The sequence below is a fragment of the uncultured Candidatus Kuenenia sp. genome, from assembly GCF_900696675.1.
Lineage (GTDB): Bacteria > Planctomycetota > Brocadiia > Brocadiales > Brocadiaceae > Kuenenia > Kuenenia stuttgartiensis_A.
The window spans coordinates 1-5,787 of the sequence record NZ_CAADGZ010000174.1; the positions used below are offsets into that span (position 1 = coordinate 1).

Below are 5,787 nucleotides of genomic sequence, written 5' to 3' on the forward strand. Positions count from 1 at the left end.
TCATAATGGCTGGAGGGTGTCAATGCCTATATTTACTAGTTGTAACGGCTATTACCGTGACATACACAAAGACACTACAACGATACTATTGGTACTATACAATACCATGTTATTTGTGGTCGCTCCCTAAGTTAGTGAAGCCTGTCCTGAGTTTATCGAGGGGTGAAGCAGACCCATCAATCACATTTTCATTTATTTTGATGGGTTCGCGCCAATTAACCCATCCTTGATTGAGTTAATAATTAAGCATGGTGTCCCTTAATATCCTTATTAATAGATTGCCAATTGAAAAATGAAGGTCCCTGCTGACTCAAGAATTGTGTAGGGTCAAGGAATGGCGAGTTGCATTAGGTATCCCCTTGGCTGTTGCTGCCGTTTCCAGCTTTGTGCCCGTTTAGGTTCTCCATAGCACTTTTCCATCCCCTGCCACATCAAACCGTACGTGAGGCTTCGTCGTGAGCTCAGCCGAACGGTTTTCCCTCATACGGCTTCCCTGCTCCCTTCTCAGCAAGGCATTATACACCTATCGATATGGAGCAGCTTTCGGGTAGATATATCCCCTTACTCCACCGCTTCCAGCCGAAACCACTCAGTGCTTGTCAGTCTTCGCCTTGATGTATATCTTCCTCCTCAGTTCCTGCAGACTTATAGAAGCATTTGTCATTCTTCCCTGCCTCACCGCTAAAGAAAGATTTAGAATACAGCAGATCCCCTTCGCTCCGGCAAGGTTATGCTGTCCTTGCCATCTCCACTACTACGGGCTCATCCGCCACCCTCTTGCCTGTCAGTCTACTTCGCCCTTCGACTTATAAGGCTTACATTCGCTCCTGATATTTCTATCAGGGACAAGGAGGGTTTCCCCAGTTGATACTGCTCCCTTCTATCCGTGTCGCCGCTGATACCCCGCCACCGTTCTTTTACCTATTAGCCAGTTTAGGTGCGTGAATTCCGCCTTCGCCTACTATTGACAGGCTCGGCCAGTGGTTCCTGACTTTCACGAGGCTACCTCTACGTTCACGTACGTTACAACCCGGATATTCGCTCGCCGGCCTTACGCCGACTTTGTAGATGGGCTTCAGAAGGCAACGTTTCCATCACCCCCTGCCATCCAAGCTACATGGCTCCGGCTTTTACCACAACGGGACTTTCACCCGTTAGAAAACAGTACCCTTCCCTGGGCACGCCAATAGATTAGGTTTTACCCCAAATGTCTGATTTCATAACCCCATATATTCACTGCATCGAATTATACATTTTCTAAATTTTTTAATGCATCTTCTATTGAAACTTTTGCACTCTCTGCGTGTTTTTTAATTTCTTCGTAATAGGTATCCGCCTTACCTGTGCCTGAGTTTGAAAGTGCAAATTGTGCCTGACTATTTACCTTGTTTATATTTACATACGCCAGACAAATGGCATCAAACTTAGTTTTATCAATCTTAACTATTTCATATTTAAAACTATCCCACAAACTATTAGATAGTTGAATATAGAAAATACTACGATTGTCACCAGAAGTAATCTTTACTTCCTTTGTATCCTCACAATAAGCATCTAATATGGATTTATTCTCTTTTAATTCTGTTTTTATTGCAGATATACTATTTTGAAATGTTTTTTCTTGTTCAGCTTTACTCTCTAATTTGATGGAATAATAAATAGCTACCAATGTAATGCCACCGCCAATTAAAGCACTAATAATTGGTATTATGATGTTTTTAGACCAGTTCCATAAATCATATTTACCTGAGTATATATATGAAAGATATGATAAAAAACCTAAAATTAAAAGCGCGAAAATGGAAATTATTATGCATACTTTAGGTATATTTTTCATAATATGAACGGCTTGTGCCATGGCCTCCAGAGAGTTTCTTTTATAGTTTTTAAACATTGCGTAGACGACAAGGAGAAACATTGCAAATTGTTTTTTAGTAAAACATGATGCAAAATGTTCAAGAAATTTATTTAATAACGATATGTTTGTTCTGAAAATACTCAAATCCTTTGCTCCGGCAATTGATTGTGTAAGAAATTTACAAGTGCAATTAATACCGGAAGTAAAGGCTAAAATCAAAAGTAAATATTTGTCGCAAAGCATTGATAAGTCATAAGTTGTGGCCGACTCTACTTACAACTCAGAAATATTTTTCCAGACGTATTCTTTAACAAAGTAATGTTATTAACTTTCCTTGCAATCTGGCGGTTTGGATAACGCCTATATTGGCTGTAAAAACTTGAATATACGGCTAGAATGCCAGCTTTCCGGCAATCTGTAGGGGCGTATTGCAATACGCCCCCTGCTTTCAGTCGATTAAAATATACCCTTCCTGATTAAATATTTCAAGCCTTCCCTTATTTTTCTTGACAGCCTATCTCATGAGTGAAATAATCACTTACCCCACCAAACTAAGATAATTATTTATGGAGGATAAAGCACATAATAATGAACTTTTTAACGAAAATCTTTCATGTAATCACAATATTATGACAAATAAGATTATAGGGCAGGTAGAAAATGCCTTTATAAAAATAGGCTATAGCAAAAATCTGATACAGAAGGATTATAAATACGTTGATTTATTTTCCTCATGTACGCCTATTCGTACGGTAAATTATGCGCTATTTGGCCAGGAACCTTTTGATTACCGTTCTGCCTGCTTTGGTATCCAAATAGCAGCACCCAATCGTTCTACAGATGATGTAGCAAATGAATTAAAATCGCTTGGAGCGCCTCAGATTTTTATCATTAACAACGGCAAAACTGAACGATGGGCTATAACGGAAAGTGAACCTCTTCTTAAAGATAAGTATGAAACTGCCTGCCTGCCTAATGTCATTGCACAAAACTTGAGAGACTGGGAACCCCAAGCTATCATACGGGCAAAATCGGGATTTGCCCGACCGGGGCCCCGTCAGTTAGATTTTGTTGATATCGGATTACTTCCTGCCATAGACTACAAAGCTTCTCAAAAAATAGACCACTTGCTTCGGGCTGTACTTAATTATGCTGAAGAAGACTTTCATGAACGAGATTTACTATTTGATGCACCTGCGGTTTTTCAAGTTGTCTTTAGTCTTTTGGCTGCAAAAGTACTCAAAGATCGCAATATCTGCAATGCGAAAGGGATTGATTTTTCTATTCCACAAACGGCATTGCAGGCAATATATGAACATTACGGTTTTTCTTTAACTACACCGGCTTCAAAAATTCCAGAACTAACTCTTGAGTCAATATCACAAAAAATTGGGAAGATTTTCCCGCTGAATAATATATCAGTAGATACTCTTACATACATTTATGAAAATACATTTGTCTCTCAAAAAAGCCGTCAAGAACTTGGAATTCATAGTACCCCATCTTATGTTGCTGATTACATTCTTTCGCAAATTCCGATAGAGGATTTACAAAGAGAACAGTGGCACGTCACAGATCCTATGTGTGGGCATGGTATTTTTCTTATTGCAGCAATGAGAAGAATGAAAAGCCTATTGCCAGGAGATTGGGACAGTAAACAACGGCATACATTTTTCATTAAACATTTACATGGAATAGAGATTGACCCATTTTCCGTTGAAGTAGCCCGTATGTGCCTCATGTTAGCTGATTTTCCCGAATCAAATAGCTGGGATTTACAAAGACAAGATATATTTGCCGATAATATCCTCGAAAATAGTATGGCGAAAACTATGATACTTGTAGGCAACCCACCTTTTGAAAACATCAAGGGCAAAAGACCTGAAACCCCAAAACCAGCTGAGCTTTTACACAGAACGCTTCCGATTTTACCAAACAATGCATTAATTGGTTTGGTTTTACCACGTAGTTTTTTAGATGGTTCTGACTATAAAAACGAACGAACTGCCTTGCTCAGTAACTTTAAAATAATTTCCGTTACGTGTCTTCCTGACCGTGTCTTTTTATATTCTGATATGGAAACTACAGTTATTGTTGCCAGAAAACAGCAGGCACGAAAAAACTGGAATATGTTGTATAGAGAAGTTAGGGACAGCGAACGAGATGACTTTCAGATTCGACATGGTGTTACATGGGAAGACAATGTTCCACAATCTTACCTCAAAGACAAAATGCAAGGGCGTCTTGTTGTGCCATTGTTGCGTGAAATTTGGGAACGATTAGAAGGATATACACGTTTTGGTGAAATAGTTGATATAAGCATAGGCGTTCAATATAAACCAAATTTAGGAAAAGAAAGGTTATGTGAAATAATCCGTGATGTGCCTTTTCCTGGTTCAAAACCAGGCATTTCAAAAGTCACAAAAGGATTCATGCAATTCATTGCTGAAGATACAGTTTATATGTCGACAGACAAACAATATCGAAGATTTGAAACATCTACAGCTTGGGAACTACCGTGGGACAAACCAAAGGTTATAGTTCCTGCTTCGCGCATGTCCAGGGGACCGTGGCGATATGCAGCCGCATTAGACAAAAACGGTTGCATTGTAAGCCGAAGATTTTATAGCATTTGGCCAAAATCTAAAACCTTTGATGTTGCTATGTTAGCGACATTGCTGAATTCTCCAATTGCAGTAGCATTCATTTATGCCCATAGCTTTCAAAAGGATATTCCAAAAAGAGTATACACCGATATACCTATTCCCGAAATATCCATTGATACTAAACAAATTATTGATTATCTCGTGAATCATTATTTAAAAGTGTTAAGGAAAGATGAGACAGAAGCCAAGAAAACATTACTTCAGATAGACGCTGAGATACTAAAACTATATAAACTTCCTCCACGATTGGAACGTCAACTTTTAGATATTTTTTGGGGTCACCAACGCCCTGTACCCTTTGAATTTAAAGGCTACATCTCCCCAGAAATCAATGCATGGATTCCTCTTCATATTTACATATCAGAGCAATTTAATAATGCAACACCTGATAAAATTATGGAAAGAATTCCACTTATCCGTGATACTGAGTTTATAAATTATCTTAAAAAACTGGGAACAGAAGAATAAGTGAAACAGGATTACTATCTTCTTGATACAAATATTCTTGGATATCTTGCTGAATTAAAAGTAGGCGGAAATAGTCCTGAATGCAAAGCCTTAGAAAAACATTGGAATGGATTACCGCAACCACATAATACAAGAATTTTTTTATGTCCCATAACCATTGGCGAGGTCGAATATGGGCTTCGTGTCAGGTCTTATAATAGACCGGAACAGCATGAGCAAGCGCGTCAAATATTATCTTCATTTCCTGCTTTTGACATAAATATCAATATAGCACGTGACTGCTATGCCGACCTGCGTGCAAAACTCTTCGATAAATATGCCCCAAGAGATCGAAAAGGAAAAAGTTGTAAAAAGAGGATAAGAGAATGGCGTGATCCTACTACTGATAAGGAATTGCAAATGGATGAGAATGATCTTTGGATTGCTGCTGTAGCAATGGCGCACAATCTTGTGCTTGTGACCCACGATAAAATGAATGCAATAAAAAGCATAACAAGTTCGGATTTACGATTTGAAGATTGGCTAACGTAACGGTTATTGAAAGATTATCCTCCCTCTCCCAGAAATGCCTTATACAGTAAGGCAGGTGTGAATGCTGCTAATTCTGACTCTGTCTCATCCAGTAATCTTCTGCGTTTTTCTGCTTTTAATTTGCCAATAGCGCTATATACTACTATCCATCAATTTCTTGTTTTTTATGCGTGTTTTTCATGCCGCCATTTCCGTAAGTGCTTTAATATCAAGGGCTGAAGCGGTCATCAGTGAACAAGAGAACTTCTGGCCTTTCTCCGTCAA

Annotated in this window: 3 protein-coding genes; 2 read left to right on the forward strand and 1 reads right to left on the reverse strand. The window is 38.8% G+C overall.

Annotated features, from left to right (window positions below; all coding sequences use genetic code 11):
* Positions 1-1,246: 1,246 nt before the first annotated feature.
* On the reverse strand, positions 1,247-1,858 hold the full coding sequence (locus QZT26_RS16110) for a hypothetical protein (RefSeq protein WP_157820778.1): 612 nt from the start codon (positions 1,856-1,858) through the stop codon (positions 1,247-1,249).
* A 566-nt stretch (positions 1,859-2,424) separates the two neighbouring features.
* On the opposite strand from QZT26_RS16110, the gene QZT26_RS16115 reads away from it, so the two are divergent.
* Together QZT26_RS16115 and QZT26_RS16120 are read left to right on the forward strand one after the other, a co-directional pair.
* The gene (locus QZT26_RS16115; RefSeq protein ID WP_099326884.1) at positions 2,425-4,992 is read left to right on the forward strand and encodes an N-6 DNA methylase; all 2,568 of its coding nucleotides are present in this window, start codon (positions 2,425-2,427) and stop codon (positions 4,990-4,992) included.
* Positions 4,993-5,523 carry a type II toxin-antitoxin system VapC family toxin gene (locus tag QZT26_RS16120; protein ID WP_099326885.1) on the forward strand — a complete coding sequence of 177 codons (531 nt, stop codon included), beginning with the start codon at positions 4,993-4,995 and terminating at the stop codon, positions 5,521-5,523.
* Positions 5,524-5,787 lie beyond the last annotated feature (264 nt).